The 13740-nt window shown below is 63.6% G+C and carries 11 protein-coding genes; 5 read left to right on the forward strand and 6 right to left on the reverse strand.

Features of this window, described 5'->3' with window-relative positions; all coding sequences use genetic code 11:
- Positions 1 to 121: 121 nt before the first annotated feature.
- Entirely contained in the window at positions 122 to 2164 is a 2043-nt protein-coding gene (fusA, locus tag ACQS5P_RS11350; protein ID WP_428936733.1) for an elongation factor G, read from the reverse strand.
- 172 nt (positions 2165 to 2336) lie between these two features.
- Complete coding sequence (locus tag ACQS5P_RS11355; protein ID WP_428936734.1) at positions 2337 to 3290, reverse strand: radical SAM protein; 954 nt, start codon at positions 3288 to 3290, stop codon at positions 2337 to 2339.
- A 519-nt stretch (positions 3291 to 3809) separates the two neighbouring features.
- Between ACQS5P_RS11355 and ACQS5P_RS11360 the strand changes: the two genes are divergently transcribed.
- Both ACQS5P_RS11360 and ACQS5P_RS11365 read left to right on the forward strand, forming a co-directional pair.
- A complete protein-coding gene (locus tag ACQS5P_RS11360; protein WP_428936735.1) occupies positions 3810 to 5018 on the forward strand; it encodes a glycosyltransferase in 1209 nt (402 codons plus the stop codon).
- Between the two features lie 10 nt (positions 5019 to 5028).
- Complete coding sequence (locus tag ACQS5P_RS11365) at positions 5029 to 6207, forward strand: glycosyltransferase (protein ID WP_428936736.1); 1179 nt, start codon at positions 5029 to 5031, stop codon at positions 6205 to 6207.
- A 55-nt stretch (positions 6208 to 6262) separates the two neighbouring features.
- Here the strand turns inward: ACQS5P_RS11365 and ACQS5P_RS11370 are convergent, their stop codons facing one another.
- The 3 genes from ACQS5P_RS11370 to ACQS5P_RS11380 all read right to left on the reverse strand — a co-directional run bounded on the left by ACQS5P_RS11370 (position 6263) and on the right by ACQS5P_RS11380 (position 8923).
- Positions 6263 to 7267, reverse strand: a complete 1005-nt coding sequence (locus tag ACQS5P_RS11370; RefSeq protein WP_428936737.1) for an FkbM family methyltransferase — start codon at positions 7265 to 7267, stop codon at positions 6263 to 6265.
- Positions 7268 to 7343: 76 nt separating this feature from the next.
- Complete coding sequence (locus ACQS5P_RS11375; protein WP_428936738.1) at positions 7344 to 7946, reverse strand: acetyltransferase; 603 nt, start codon at positions 7944 to 7946, stop codon at positions 7344 to 7346.
- Positions 7943 to 8923, reverse strand: a complete 981-nt coding sequence (locus ACQS5P_RS11380) for a glycosyltransferase family 2 protein (RefSeq protein ID WP_428936739.1) — start codon at positions 8921 to 8923, stop codon at positions 7943 to 7945. The genes ACQS5P_RS11375 and ACQS5P_RS11380 overlap by 4 nt, the downstream gene beginning before the upstream one ends.
- 194 nt (positions 8924 to 9117) lie before the next feature.
- On the opposite strand from ACQS5P_RS11380, the gene ACQS5P_RS11385 reads away from it, so the two are divergent.
- The 3 genes from ACQS5P_RS11385 to ACQS5P_RS11395 all read left to right on the forward strand — a co-directional run bounded on the left by ACQS5P_RS11385 (position 9118) and on the right by ACQS5P_RS11395 (position 12306).
- Positions 9118 to 9714, forward strand: coding sequence for a putative colanic acid biosynthesis acetyltransferase (locus ACQS5P_RS11385; protein ID WP_428936740.1), 597 nt, complete (start codon positions 9118 to 9120; stop codon positions 9712 to 9714).
- 37 nt (positions 9715 to 9751) lie between these two features.
- Positions 9752 to 11056: a protoporphyrinogen/coproporphyrinogen oxidase gene (locus tag ACQS5P_RS11390; protein WP_428936741.1), complete on the forward strand. Its 1305-nt coding sequence runs from the start codon at positions 9752 to 9754 to the stop codon at positions 11054 to 11056.
- 116 nt (positions 11057 to 11172) lie between these two features.
- A complete protein-coding gene (locus ACQS5P_RS11395; RefSeq protein ID WP_428936742.1) occupies positions 11173 to 12306 on the forward strand; it encodes a glycosyltransferase in 1134 nt (377 codons plus the stop codon).
- Positions 12307 to 12465: 159 nt separating this feature from the next.
- On the opposite strand, the gene ACQS5P_RS11400 is transcribed toward ACQS5P_RS11395, so the two are convergent.
- Positions 12466 to 13644, reverse strand: coding sequence for a glycoside hydrolase family 57 protein (locus ACQS5P_RS11400; RefSeq protein WP_428936743.1), 1179 nt, complete (start codon positions 13642 to 13644; stop codon positions 12466 to 12468).
- Positions 13645 to 13740: the final 96 nt, after the last annotated feature.

Raw genomic sequence — 13740 nt, forward strand, 5'->3', positions numbered from 1 at the left:
AGGTGGAGTATCCGGCCAGCAGCGAACAAGCGGCTCGCCACGGGCGTCCGATAAGACGTCCATCGGCCACCAGCGGCGACGATCGCGCGCGGCGTGGGCCGGGGCTTGTCCGGGGCCGCTGCTATTCCTCTTCGGCTTTGGGCTTGTACTGCGCGGTGATCTGGGCCTGAATCTGCGGCGGCACCGGCTCGTAATGGCTGAACTCCATCACGAAGCTGCCCTGCCCGCCGGTCACGCTCTTGAGCTGGCTCTGGTACTGCATGACCTCGGCCAGGGGCGCCTGGGCCTTGACCACCGCCATGCCTCCGCCGATGAAGTCCTGCCCCTGGATGCGTCCGCGCTTGCCGGACAGATCGCCGGTGATCGTGCCCACCTTGTCTTCCGGCACGGTGACCTCCATGTTGACGATCGGCTCCAGCAGGATCGGCTTGGCTTTCTTGACGGCATCGAGGAAGGCGTACTTGCCGGCGGTCTTGAACGCAACCTCCTTGGAATCCACCGGGTGGGACTTGCCATCGTAGACGATCACGCGGATGTCCTGCATCGGATATCCGGCGATGGCGCCGCTCTCCAGCACCTCGCGCACGCCCTTTTCCACCGCGGGGATGAACTGTCCGGGGATCGCTCCGCCAAACACCTCATCCACAAACTCGAATCCCTTGCCGCGCTCCAGCGGCTCGACCCGCAGGAAGACCTCGCCGAACTGGCCGGCCCCGCCCGTCTGCTTCTTGTGGCGGTGGTGTCCCTCGGCTTTGGCCTGGATCGTCTCCCGATACGCGATCTTGGGGGGCTTGGTGTCCACCTGCAAGCCGCGGTTGGCCATCCGCTCCAGCACCAGCCTCAGGTGCAGCTCGCCCAGACCATAGATCACCACCTCGTGCGTCTGGCGATCGGTCTGCCACTTGAACGTCGGATCCTCCTCGGCCAGCTTCTGGAGCATCTGGCTGATCTTGCTCTCGTCGCCACGCGCCCTGGGGGTGATCGCCAGCCCGTACATCGGCGTGGGCATTGGCTCGGGCTTCAGATGCACGCTGTCCAGGGCGTGATCGTCGTGCAGCACGTCGCCGGTATGAATCTCCTCGACTTTCGCGACGGCGCCGATGTCGCCGGCGATGATCCAGTCGGCCTCCTTGTGCTCCTTGCCCTGAAGATGGAACACGTGCCCGAGCTTGACGGCCTTCTTATTGTGTCCGATGAACACCTGCGACGACCCGGAACACTTGCCCTGATGAACGCGGAAGACCGCCAGCTTGCCCACGAACGGGTCGGTGGTCACCTTGAACACGTGGGCCAGCAGCGGGCGGTTGGGATCCTGGTTGTACGGGTAAGGCTTCTCGTCGGCACCCTCGCCGTACATGAATGGGCGCGGGTTGCCTTCCAGCGGCGATGGGAAATGTTTGGCGATCGCGTCGATCAGCTCCACCACTCCCACATTGTTCTTGGCGTCCGTGAACAGAATCGGCACCACGTGCCCTTCATCCATCGCCTTCTCGAAAGCCGGGTGCAATGCGGCAAAATCCGGCTCCTCCCCGCCGAGATACTTTTCCATCAGGTTCTCGTCCATCTCGACGATCTGATCGAGGATGGCGGCGTGGCAGCGCTTGACAGTGTCGAAATCCGATTCTCCGGCACTGTTCAGCAGGCAATCCACGACCGTCTTGCCCCCGCCGGACGGAAGATTGATCGGCAGGCATTCGCTGCCGAAGGTCTCGCGAATCTTCTGGACCAGCCCTTCCAGATTGACCTCGGGCATGTCGATCTTGTTGATGATGATGGCGCGGGGGAGGTTGCGCTCTTTGGCCGCCTCGAACATCCGCCGCGTCACCACTTCGATTCCCGCCTGGGCATTGATCACGATCGCGACGGTCTCGACGGCCGGCAGACACGCCAGCGCCGCGCCGATCAGGTCCGGGGAGCCGGGGGTGTCGATGATGTTGATTCGCTTGCCCTGATAGTCCAGGTGCAGAATAGAGCTGTAGATCGAATGCCCGTGCTCGCGCTCCTCTTTCTCAAAGTCCGAAAAGCTGTTGCGGTCGGTCACTGAAGCCTTGCGATTAACGGCACCGGCGGCGAAGAGCATGGCATCAACCAGCGTGGTCTTGCCGCTGCCCCCGTGGCCGGCGAAAAGCACATTGCGGATGTCTGCGGTGGTGTAACTGGGCATGTCGATCAGCTCCTGATTCGCCCGAAAATAACAGGGCGGACGGCACATTGTAGGGAACCACAAAGCAGGGGCAAGCGTGCCGAACGACCCGCCCTCCAGCGCCCGTGCCCGGACTTGCGGCAATTCCAGAGTGTTCTTCCTGTTCTCCGTGACGCGGCAACGTCGGCGGGTGCTATGCGGGCTGACCCGCTTCTGCACCCGACATGGCGCGACGCGAATCCAGCCGCCAGAGTCCCGCTTCGCGGGCGGCGCGGTAGGCCTGCTCCATCTCCTGCCTGGTCACCCGCCGGTTCAGCTCGCTGTAGAACCGCGCGCTGACCTTCCCGGCCGGGTGGTACTGGTCCATCAGGTTCACGTACGTGTTGGGCGACAGCTCCCTGGCCACCCAGTGGAGGATCTGTCGGGTCTCCTCAATCGCCCCGGGCATGACCAGGTGCCGCAGCAGCAGCCCCCGCCGTGCCAAACCGTGCTCGTCCAGCACCAGATCCCCGACCTGCCGGTGCATTTCCTTGATCGTGCGGCGGGCAACCTCCGGGTATTGCGGAGCCTTCAGATACTTGCGGGCGCTGGCCGGCTCCCAGTACTTGAAATCCGGCATGTAGATATCCACGATCCCCTCCATCAGCCGCAGGCTCTGCATCGAATCGAAGCTGCTGGTGTTGTAAACGATGGGCAGGCGCAGACCCGCTTCGATCGCGTGCGGCAGGGCCTCGAGAATCTGGGGCACGACGTGCTCGGGGGTCACCAGATTGATGTTGTGACATCCCTGCGCCTGAAGCTCCAGCATCATCCCCGCCAGCTCGCGCGGACTGACCTCCCGGCCCGCCGGCGCCTGGCTGATGTCCGCGTTCTGGCAGAACACACAGCGCAGGTTGCACCAGGCGAAGAAGATCGTTCCGCTGCCGCGCCAGCCGCGCAGGCAATCTTCCTCGCCAAAGTGTGCAAAGTAGCTGGCCACCCGCGCCCATCGCCCGGTTCGGCAGATCTTCTTTTCATCATTCAGGCGATTGACGCGGCATTCCCAGGGACACACACGACAGCTCTGCAATTCCGCCAGTCCCGCTTCCACTCGACGGGACAGTTCGCCCGATTCATACAGCCGAACATAGCCCGGAACGTCGTGCATCAGATCGACTCCGAGTTGCTCCCGGGAATTGTATCGCGGGCGTGTCCACTTTTCGGTACAGCGCAGACAATGGCGCGCCTGGAGCATGCGTTGTCCGGCCGACATTCTTGTTTTCCTTAGCCACTTTTTGGTTCTACATCCCGCCCGTGTGCTGATCGCCTGCACAGGCGGGACGCCTGTGGCTCAAACACATTTCTCGAAGCCCTCGTCTTCGAGGCAGCAGAGCGGACAGGCGTGGCACCCGTGCCCGGCGGCATGACGTGATGAACAACCGGATGTCGGACTTTCGAATTCGAGCGCACCGCGCATGGCCGGGACGGCCATGCCACAGTTGGCACGTCTTCGCATTCTTCGCATGCACCTGGGCGCCTGAGCGAAAAACGCGGGGGGGCGGAGATGTGTATAAACGAGAGGCGGGAGGCCCCTGATAGAGGCCTGCCGTGCTCCTCCACGGGAGCAAGGGTCGAAGGAGTCTCTGGCGGGAGGGGATGGGGGATTCATATAATCGCGCCTGCGGGCATGAAGATCCTTCGAATCCTGCACGTGATCCCATCGCTGGACCCGGCGTTCGGCGGGCCGCCCAAGATTGCGGTGCGGCTGGCGGCGGCGCAGGCGGGACTGGGGCATCACGTCACGATGGCGCACTACCATGAACCTCAGGCGCAGGCACTGATTGATCGCGAGCTGGCGGCAGTCCCTCACGCCGAACAGGTCCATTACCAGACCATCCGCAAGCCGGCGCACCGTCCGGTGCCCGATCGCGCCGCCGTCGCCGAGCTGCTCCAGACCGGCCCAGCCGGCGCGCCGCCCGATTTTGTTCATTTCCATTCGCTGTGGGCACCGCTGACCAGGCGTACCGCCGATGCAGCGTTTGCCCGCGGCATCCCCTACACGATCCTGCTCAACGGCATGCTGGATCCCTGGAGCCTGGCACAGAAAAAGTGGAAAAAGAAGCTCGCGCTGTTGCTGGGATACAAGCGGATGCTGGATCGGGCGGCGTTCCTGCACACCGGCAACGCCGATGAGGTGCGGCTGATCGCGCCGCTGAAGATCCGCTCGCCGCACCGAACGATTCCCAACGGCGTGTTTCTGGAAGAGATTTCTCCGCTGCCTGCGCCGGGGACCTTTTACCAGCTTTTTCCGCAGCTTGACGGCGAGCCGTTCGTGCTGTTCCTGGGTCGGCTGCATTACAAGAAGGGGCTGGATTATCTGGCGGACGCGTTCGCAGCGGTGTCGGCGCGGGTCCCGCGGGTACATCTGGTGGTCGCCGGACCCGATGACGGGGCGCGAGACGACTTTGTGCGCCGCGTCAACGCCGCGGGCATCGCCAACCGAGTGCATGTCATCGGACCGATCTATGAACAGCAGCGTCTTGCGGCGCTGGCGGAGGCGGCGCTGTTCTGTCTGCCCAGCCGGCAGGAAGGATTTAGCCTGGCCATCACCGAGGCGCTGGGATGCGGGCTGCCGGTGGTGATTTCGCAGGCGTGCCACTTTCCCGAGGTCGCCGATGCAGGGGCCGGCTTCGTCCTGCCGCTGGACAGCAACGCTTTCGCCGACGCGATGGTGAAGATCCTGACCGATGCGGAGCTTCGCGCCCGCATGAGCCGCGCCGGCGCGGAGCTGGTCCGGACGCGCTACACCTGGCCGGCCATCGCCCAGCAGACGATCAGGGCGTATGAGGAGTTCGGCAAAGCCGTCCGATCGCCTTCGGTCACGGTCCAGTCATGAGAATCGCATCATGAAGATTCTGCACACGCTGCCGAATCTGGATCCGTCGGCGGGAGGACTGGCGTCGGTGGCGATCCGGCTGGCGTCGGCGCAGGCGGGATTGGGGCACGACGTGGCGATCGCCTGCTACCACGATCCCTCTGCCGATGAGCGCATTGCCGCCGACGCCGCACGTGTCCCCCACTTTGGTCGCGTGCAGGTTGAACACGTGGCGACGCTGACACCCTGGGAATGCCGCCTGGGACTGCGGGCGCGGCGACGGATCGACGCCGTCGTGCGGCGGTTCGATATTGTGCACAATCACGGGGTCTGGGACACGCTGGCCAGGATCGTCACCGCCGCCGCCCGTAAACATGACATCCCCTACGTGATCGCTCCGCACGGGATGCTGGACCCGTGGAGCATGAGTCAAAAGTGGCTGAAGAAGCGGATCGCGCTGGCGCTGGGGTATCGCGCGATGCTGGATGCGGCGGCGTTCATCCACGCGCTGAACCACGACGAGCAGCAGCTTATGGCGCCGCTGCGGCTGAAAAGCCCGGTGCAGATCATTCCCAATGGCGTTTATCTTGAAGAGTTCGAGCCGCTGCCTGCGCCGGGAGAGTTCCGCGGCAAACACCCCGAGCTTGGCGACAGGCCGTACGTCCTGTTCCTGGGTCGGCTGCACCCCAAGAAGGGGCTGGATTATCTGGCCGAGGCGTTCGCGAAGGTGCTGCGCGATGGTTGCGACGCGACGCTGGTTGTGGCCGGGCCCGATGACGGGGCGATGGGGTCATTCCTTGAGCAATGCCGGCGGCTGGGGATCGCCGATCGCATCGTGCTCACCGGACTGATCTGGGGACGTGAAAAGCTGGCGGCGCTGGTGGATGCGGCCTGTTTCTGTCTTCCCAGCCGCCAGGAAGGCTTCAGCATGGCCATCGCCGAGGCGCTGGCGTGTCAGGTCCCGGTGGTGATCTCTCAGGCGTGCCATTTCCCGGAGGTAGCCCAGGCCGGGGCCGGCTTCGTGCTGCCGCTGGAGACAAAGGCGTTGGCGGAGGCGCTGCTGCACCTGCTTCGTGATCCGAGTGGGGCACGGGCAATGGGCCGGTGCGGACGCGAGCTGGTGCGGCAAAAGTACGCCTGGCCCGCGATCGCGCGCCGAGCGATCGACGCCTATGATCAGTGCCTTGCTTCAGACGCGTTTGCTTCGTAACAACCACGCACAGCGACGGCGCCGGCGCAGACCCTGGTTCCCGATATCTGCCGCGTCAATTGATCCAGCAATGGTGCGGCTTGATCTCGGCGAGCACGTGTTCGCGCCGCGTGGACGCGACGATGTGATGCGGTTGACAGCAATCCCGAACGATCCTCACGTCCGAATCTTGCAGTTCGCGGTAGCTGGTGATGCCGTCATGTTCGACATACCCGAAGCAATGATACCCATGGGCCTGAAGCGCTCGCAGCGCCGCCCTGGCCTCGTCGGTGCCGTGTGTTTCCACCACCAGGTGGGGATGATGGATTTGCAGGGTCCGGTGCATTCCGGCCAGCGCTACGCCTGCCGCCCCTTCGATGTCGAGTTTGATCAGATTGGGCGGTGGGAGCTGTTCACGCGCGAGCAGGGTATCCAGCCGCGCCACGGAAACCAATTCGGCGATCGGTGGCAAACCGTACTGTTGTCGTGCCGCCGACGCCGCGCCGCCGGTGAACCGGTCCAGTGTTGAGCATGCCGTGCTGATGTCATCAACCTGCATCTTCTCCTGGCAGTCGCAGTCTGCCAGCGCGATCCTGAGAAGCGTTGTGCGGGCGGCCACCTCCGGACACAAGCCCACATTGATCGACAGTAATTGGAAGGTGTACGCAACGGGCTCAAACGCAACCACGTGCCCGGCGTTGAAGTGCTGAATGAGGAATCGAACGAACAGGCCGATGTTCGCCCCCACGTCATAGACCACATCGCCGGGCCGCACCAGTCGCTCCAACGCACCATAGACAACTCGCTCATGGGTAAGCGGGTGGCGCAGCCAGTAACTGCGGTTTCGCCTGATGCTGATGACAAACGGACCGATGGGATCAATCTGGATCGTACGCTTCCAATCGGGAAGCAGCCTCAGCGCCAAGCGTCCCAATGTGGGCTGGCGGCGCAGGAACGACGCCATTGCGCGAATCATCGATTTCCTCCCTTTTTGCAGGGCCCTTATGCGAGGCGTTGGCCCTTCCCGCCTGGGGATGTGCTCGCGATTGCCAAATTTATCTGTGCAAGCGCATGGCGGCAAGGAAAATCTTCCAACGGCGTGCGGTATCAATGCCGCACACTGTCCGTGGGTTGGTATCTTCCCGGAGTGTCGATGGTCATCTCAGGCGATCGACCGGGGTGAAGGGGCGGGGCTTGATCGGCCGGGCAGGGTTGCCGACGGCTATGACGTCGGCGGGCAGATCATTGAACGCGCTGGCGCGGGCGCCCAGCACCGTGCGATCGCCAATGGTCACACCCGGCCCGACGAAGGCATCGGCGGCAATCCAGCAGTCCTGCCCGATGGCGATCGGCAGCCGCAGCAGCGGATAATCGCCGCGGGTGTGGTCGTGCGTGCCGGCACACAGATGTGCATACTGGCTGATGAACGTACGCGGGCCGATGCGGATCGGTCCCAGCGAATAGAGAATCACTTCATCACCAACGGAAACATCATCGTCGATCTCCAGGTTCCAGGGGATTTCGATGCGGACGGTGCGGCGGAGGCGGACGTTTCGGCCCACTCGCCCGCCGAAGGCCCGCACCAGCGCGGCGCGAATGCCATACCAGTTGTGAAACGTGCAGCGGAACAGAAGGTGGTAGACGATGGACCAGGCCAGTCGGGCGATCTTCTCTCGCCGCGTCCAGGGGCTGACGTTTCGTGCCGGGACAGCCGGGGCGGGCGAGGAATCGGCGGGGCTTGTGTTGCCGATGCGGGTCATGGCAGGGTTCCTGCCGGCTGGGCGGAAGCCGCTGGCCGGGCGTCAAGCTCCACAAGCCGGGCCTTCCAGTCGAACTCCGGTACGGTGCTGAGTTGTCTGGCGGCGCGCTGGTCGGCCTCGATCCGCTTCAGCTCCTTGTACTTCGCGACCGACAGGTACTCGTAGATTGCCAGCAGCCGGCAGAACGTCAGCCCGGCCAGGCCATCCAGAATCCCCAGCTTCCAGAAGTAACTGTAGAGGAATCGCAGGGTTGGCCGGAACGGCAGTCGGCGGGAGATCTCCTTCAGGGTCCGTCTCTTGGAGATATCCTCGTGCCCGATCTGATGCGGGTCGCTGTGGGCGCGGCGGAACTGCACCAGCGCCTCCCAGTTGGAGTAGCGGTTGTGTTTCTCCATGAAGGTGTTGATGTTCGGATAGGCCAGGTGAAGCATATCGTGCCTGAGATACCCGGTCGGTCCGTTGACCACGACGTGCTCGTGAACCTCGTTGTCGCCGGAGCCGGTGTCATCCACCTCGCTGAGGCGTTCGAACTGGCCATATCCGCGCCGAAGCAGCCGCAGGTTCCAGCTCGGATAGTACCCGCAGTGCTTGATCCACCGCCCCATGAAGATGAACTTGCGGTTGATGAAGTACCCGACGTACTTATCAGACCTGATCGCCTCGGTGATCTCCTGGGCCAGCTCCGGCACGATCCACTCGTCGGCATCGACCATCAACACCCAGGCATGTTGGAAAGGCGCTTCCTTCAGGGCCCATCCGCGTTTTTTGGGCCACTTGCGGTTCCAGCGGAAATCGATGATCTTTGCGCCGTAGGCGCGGGCGATGTCGCACGTGGCGTCCTTGGAGCCGGAATCGACGATGACGATCTCGTCAGCCCAGCGCAAGTGGTCCAGACATCGTGGAAGATTGGCCTCCTCGTTGAGCGTCGGGATCATCACCGAAATGGGCACGCGATTGCCGTGCGTCGCAGCCGCCATACATACGCCTCGCATCCTGGTTTTTCAGTCTGTCGCCGCCCGATCGCGCTGGCAAGGTCCAGTCAATCCAGAACACGACTCTCGGGCGGTCTGGTCGATTATGATATACGAGATTGGCCTGCGGGTTGCATCGGCGCGGCCGGGCGAATGGCCCGCGGGTTGAGCATTACCGGACTCGAGCCTGTCGGATGCTGATGGACGACACGACCAGGGGGGGCGACTCGCGGGCAGCGGGTGGCGTTTTCCAGACGCTGGACCGCAGCGCCCACGGGACCAACTATACCCGCAGCGAATACGCGCGGCGGCTGCTGTGGCAGATCGTGCAGGCGACGTTGTTCCGCATTCCCCTGCCGCGCGGATGGTGGTGGCGGCGGATGCTGCTGCGGGCGTTCGGCGCCCGGATGGGTCATCGCGCGGGCGTGCATCCGTCCACACGGATTGTGCATCCCTGGCTGCTGGAAATGGGCGACTGGACGATGATCGGCCCGGGCGCCACCGTGTACAACCTGGGGCCGATCTCGATCGGGCATCACACGGTCATCAGTCAGGACTGTTACCTGTGCGCCGGGACGCACGATTACACCAGGCCGGATCTGCCGCTGCTCAAGCCGCCGATCCGTATCGGCGCCGGGGTGTGGATCGCCGCCGGTGCGTTTATTGGTCCGGGGACGACGATTGGGGACAACAGCGTGATTGGCGCCCGCGCGGTGGTGACCAGCGACATCCCGCCGGGCGTGGTGGCCGCGGGAAATCCCTGCCGGGTCATCAAGCCGCGACCGATGCCCTCGTAGCCTTCAACGTCGCCGCGTGGTAAGAATCCCTGAACGCATGAGCAAGCCCAAGCAGATCATTCTGGGCGGTGGAGTGAGCGGCCTCGCCGCGGGCGTTGCAGGCGCCGGGCCGGTCTATGAAGCCACGGCCCATCCCGGCGGGATCTGCTCGTCGTACTACGTTCGTCCAGGCTCCAGCGAGCGCCTGCACCAGCCGCCAGCGGATGAAGAAGCCTACCGCTTCGAGATCGGCGGGGGGCACTGGATCTTCGGGGGCGATCCGGCGGTGCTGCGATTCATCAGGGATCTGGCGCCCGTCCAGAGCTACTCGCGTCGCTCGGGCGTGTATCTGCCGGGCGAAAGGCTCTACACGCCCTTCCCTATTCAGAATCATTTGCGTTATCTGGGCGAGGCGCGCGCCAGGCAGGCGCTGGAGGAAATGGCGCATCCGAGCGGCGAGCAGACGACGATGCGCGACTGGCTTCGCCGCAACTTCGGGCCGACTCTGTTTGAGCTTTTCTTCGACGGCTTCAACCGTCTGTACACCGCCGGACTGTACGACCGGATCGCACCGCAGGACGCCTATAAATCCCCGGTGGACCTGAGCGCTGTGCGGCGAGGCGCCACGTCCGACGCGCCGCCGCCCGTCGGGTACAACACGCAGTATCTGTACCCCATTGAAGGGCTGGGCACGCTGGCGCGGCGCATGGCCGAACGGTGCAGCGTCCATTACGGCAAGCGCGCCGTGCAGATCGATCCGCTGGACAGGGTCGTCTATTTTGAGGATGGCAGCCAGGAGCGGTATTCACGGCTGCTGAGCACGCTGCCGCTGGACGCGATGCTGAAGCTGACCGGGCTGAGCACGCCCGAGAAGCCCGACCCGTACACGTCGGTGCTGGTCGTGAACCTGGGCGCCGTCAAGGGGGGGCAGTGTCCGCAGGATCACTGGATCTACGTTCCGCAATCGCGATCCGGGTTTCATCGCGTCGGTTTCTACAGCAACGTCTCGCCGGCGTTTCTGCCCGCCTCGCACCGCCACCGACAGGATCGGACCAGCATCTACGTCGAGCGCGCCTATCCCGGCGGGCAGAAGCCTTCCGATGCGGAACTCGCCGCGTATTGCCAGGCTCTGGTGCGGGAGTTGCAGGAATGGGAGTACATCGGCGAGGTTGAAGTCATTGACCCGACATGGATCGACTCGGCGTATACCTGGAGCTGGCCGGGGTCGAAATGGCGCGGCCAGGCGATGCAGGTTCTGGAGGCGCACGACATTTACCCCGTTGGCCGGTATGCGCGGTGGATTTTCCAGGGCATCGCCGATTCAATCCGCGACGGATTCGTCGTCGGCACGAGCCTGAAGTGACTGCTCAACCACGGATGAGTGCGGATGAACACGAGGTTGAGATTGACAATCCGAGCTTGCAGGCTCATCTGTGCCGCCGCGCGTTTCATTCGCGTTGATCCGCGGTTCAAGCGTCCGTGAACAACAACCGTCGGCACATCCTCTTTGTCATTGTCGGGATCTCGGCCGGGACGGGGACCTTCTGCAAGTCACTGGGTGCGGGACTGCGCAAGCTGTACGGGCATGAGCTCAAAGTTTCGCTGCTCACGTTTCGTCCGGATGCCCACAAGCCCGAAAACGCCGGCAGCTTCGACGAGGTCCACGCGCTGGCATCAGAGGTTCACGACGACTGGCGGCGGGCGGTGGAGCTGCCGATTTCGGCGATGCGCCTGCGCCAGGCCATCGGCGGCATCCGCCCCGACCTGGTCTTCTCGATCGGAACTTTCGCGAATGTGGTCAGCTCCCTGGCGATCGATGGCGTGCCCGTGGTGCTCAGCGATCACCTGAACATGACACATCGGCTCAGCGGCGCGCCGTTCGGATGGGTCACGCGCTGGTTCATGCGCCGAGCGTATCCGGGCCGGCTGATGGTCGTGGCGTCGCACGAACTGGCCGAGGACCTGAAGCGCAACTTCGGGGTGACGCGCGCCGTGGTGATCCCCAACGGGATCGACGCCTGGATCGTCCGCCATCGCGCCGGCGAACCGCCCCCGCCCGCGGTCGGGCGCTTTGCTTCGCGATACTTCATTTCCGTCGGTCGTCTGACCGCGCAGAAGGACATCGCCACGCTGCTGCGCGCCTTCGCGATCGCCAGGCAACACGGAATGGGCGACGATCTGGTCATCGCCGGAGACGGCGAGCAGCGGGCCATGCTCGAAAGCCTTGCCCGCGAACTTGGCATCGCATCCGCAACCCACTTTCTCGGGCACTGCCCCAATCCCTATCCGCTCATTCGCGGCGCCCGCGGCCTGGTCCTCAGCTCGATCTGGGAAGGCTTTGCCTACGTGCCAATCGAGGCGATGGCGCTGGGCGTGCCGGTGATCGCCACCGCCTGCCCCAGCGGACCTGTCGAGATCCTGGGCAATGGCCAATACGGCATTTTGGTCCCCCCGCGCGATCCGCAGAAGCTGGCCCAGGCCATCCTCAGCCTCTCCAGAAGCGACGAGCTGCACAGGCATCTGTCGGCCAGGGCGCTATGCCGCGCCGAGCAACTCAGCATCGAAAACATGGCCCGACAGTATCGCGACGTGTTCCTGGCGGAGATGTCCTGAGCAGGATGCACTTGCGGTGCGGATGGATTCCGGGCACGGCCCAGTTGTGTCACGATCATCCTGCGCGTGCCGGGCGCGCGCCAACGATGCCATCAGATCCTCGTGGCTTCATCGCACCTGTCCCGGCCCGTTTAGCGCAGAAGCCGCTGCGCCATCACATCATTCCCTCAGTCTCGTCTGGATGTTGTCCAGCACGTTCATGAAGTTGATGTAGCTGTCGTAGGGGCTTTCGTAGGGGCTGAAATATTTGTGCACATCCCCGTCGGCCCAGTATTTGGTGCACATGTAGTAGAAGTGGTCGGACGACTGTAGCTTTCGCCAGTCGGCCAGGAGCTGGGGATCGCCCTTTTCCTTCAATGGCCCCTCCAGCTTGTACAGCTCGTGCAGGGCGTTGGACTGCATGGCGTTGCCGAGCCAGGCGGACAGGTCGCGCTCGGTGTCGGCCCAGCTTATCATGTGCGGCACATCCAGCTCCCCTACCGGCTCGTAGCGGTCGATCACCTGGCTGGGGGTGAGGAAATCGTTGTCCGGCGAGGCCTTCATCACCTCGCCGGGCAGATGCCTCATGAAATCGAAGATTCCGGTGTCGGCCCACTGGTGCTCGCCGAACGTCTCGTAGTCCAGAAACAGATTGCACAAAAACCCGTTGCCGTTGATCTGATTGATCCAGCGGGCGAATTTCTCGGCCGTCAGCGGCCACTGCTCCCAGGCGCGATTGCTGAAGCGGAACGCGATGTCATCGCTGAGGCGGTAGTTCTTCAGCAGCAGCTTGATCTTCGCGGCATGCGGCGGTCGGTACACGAAGTTGGGGCTGCGATGCCCCAGGACCTGATCGGCCCCTTCGGTGATGATCCCGTCGTAGCCCATATGAGACACGAAGTGGGCCAGGTCGTTGTTGTAGATCAGCTCGGTGTTGCGGAAGACGCGTGGTTCCTGTCCGAACAACTGCTTGATCTTGTTGCGGTGCATCTCGACCTGCTCGCGAAACTCCTCCCGCGAGTACAGAAACGCCAGCGAGTGGTAGTAGGTCTCGCTGAGAAACTCGACGCACCCGGTCTGATTGAGCTGATGAAAGGTCTCCAGCACTTCCGGCACGTGCTGCTGGAACTGCTCCAGTGCCATGCCCGTGATCGAAAACGCCACGCGGAATCGCCCTTCGTGCTGGCGAATCACCTCCAGCAGCATCCGGTTGGCCGGCAAATAGCACCTGGCGGCGACTTTCCGCAAGATCTCGGCATTCTTGTAGTCGTCGAAATAGTGTCGGTCGGTGTCGAAAACGCTGTATCGCCGCAGCCGCAGCGGCTGGTGAACCTGAAAGTAGAAACAGACCGAAGCCATGGATGGAGCCCTTCTTCCGTGAGCGCTTCCGGTGCGCCAGGTCGAGTTCCCGGCCGGGAACCGCTCCCTGGGGCGTCGTGCGGGCATTCTATGCGC

The organism is Fontivita pretiosa, assembly GCF_050410795.1.
Lineage (GTDB): Bacteria > Planctomycetota > Phycisphaerae > Tepidisphaerales > Tepidisphaeraceae > Fontivita > Fontivita pretiosa.

Excerpts from the sequence above, each read along its gene's own strand:
- ACQS5P_RS11400 (WP_428936743.1), bottom strand. The coding sequence starts at position 13,644 with ATGGCTTCGGTCTGTTTCTACTTTCAGGTTCACCAGCCGCTGCGGCTG.
- ACQS5P_RS11380 (WP_428936739.1), bottom strand. The coding sequence starts at position 8,923 with ATGGCGGCTGCGACGCACGGCAATCGCGTGCCCATTTCGGTGATGATC.
- ACQS5P_RS11375 (WP_428936738.1), bottom strand. The coding sequence starts at position 7,946 with ATGACCCGCATCGGCAACACAAGCCCCGCCGATTCCTCGCCCGCCCCG.
- ACQS5P_RS11365 (WP_428936736.1), top strand. The coding sequence starts at position 5,029 with ATGAAGATTCTGCACACGCTGCCGAATCTGGATCCGTCGGCGGGAGGA.
- ACQS5P_RS11390 (WP_428936741.1), top strand. The coding sequence starts at position 9,752 with ATGAGCAAGCCCAAGCAGATCATTCTGGGCGGTGGAGTGAGCGGCCTC.
- fusA (WP_428936733.1), bottom strand. The coding sequence starts at position 2,164 with ATGCCCAGTTACACCACCGCAGACATCCGCAATGTGCTTTTCGCCGGC.
- ACQS5P_RS11385 (WP_428936740.1), top strand. The coding sequence starts at position 9,118 with ATGGACGACACGACCAGGGGGGGCGACTCGCGGGCAGCGGGTGGCGTT.
- ACQS5P_RS11360 (WP_428936735.1), top strand. The coding sequence starts at position 3,810 with ATGAAGATCCTTCGAATCCTGCACGTGATCCCATCGCTGGACCCGGCG.
- ACQS5P_RS11355 (WP_428936734.1), bottom strand. The coding sequence starts at position 3,290 with ATGCACGACGTTCCGGGCTATGTTCGGCTGTATGAATCGGGCGAACTG.